Annotated in this window: 1 protein-coding gene; it reads right to left on the reverse strand. The window is 73.7% G+C overall.

Annotated features, from left to right (window positions below; translation table 11 throughout):
* A partial coding sequence (locus tag GTW67_RS35260; protein WP_161168786.1) for a hypothetical protein occupies positions 1–209 on the reverse strand: 209 nt, incomplete at both ends.

The raw sequence follows: 209 nt of genomic DNA on the forward strand, positions 1-209 counted from the left end.
AGGGTGGTCCCGGTGGCGTGGGCGGCGCCGGTGGCTGGAATGGTCCGGGTGGTCAGGGTGGTGCCGGTGGCCATGGTGGTCTTGGTCGCCAGGGTGGTCCCGGTGGCCAGAGTGGTTCCGGTGGCCCGAGCGGCGCTGGTGGCTCGAATGGTCCAGGTGGCCAGGGTGGTCCCGGTGGCGTGGGCGGCGCCGGTGGCTGGAATGGTCCG

The organism is Streptomyces sp. SID5910 (assembly GCF_009862125.1).
Taxonomy (GTDB): Bacteria; Actinomycetota; Actinomycetes; order Streptomycetales; family Streptomycetaceae; genus Streptomyces.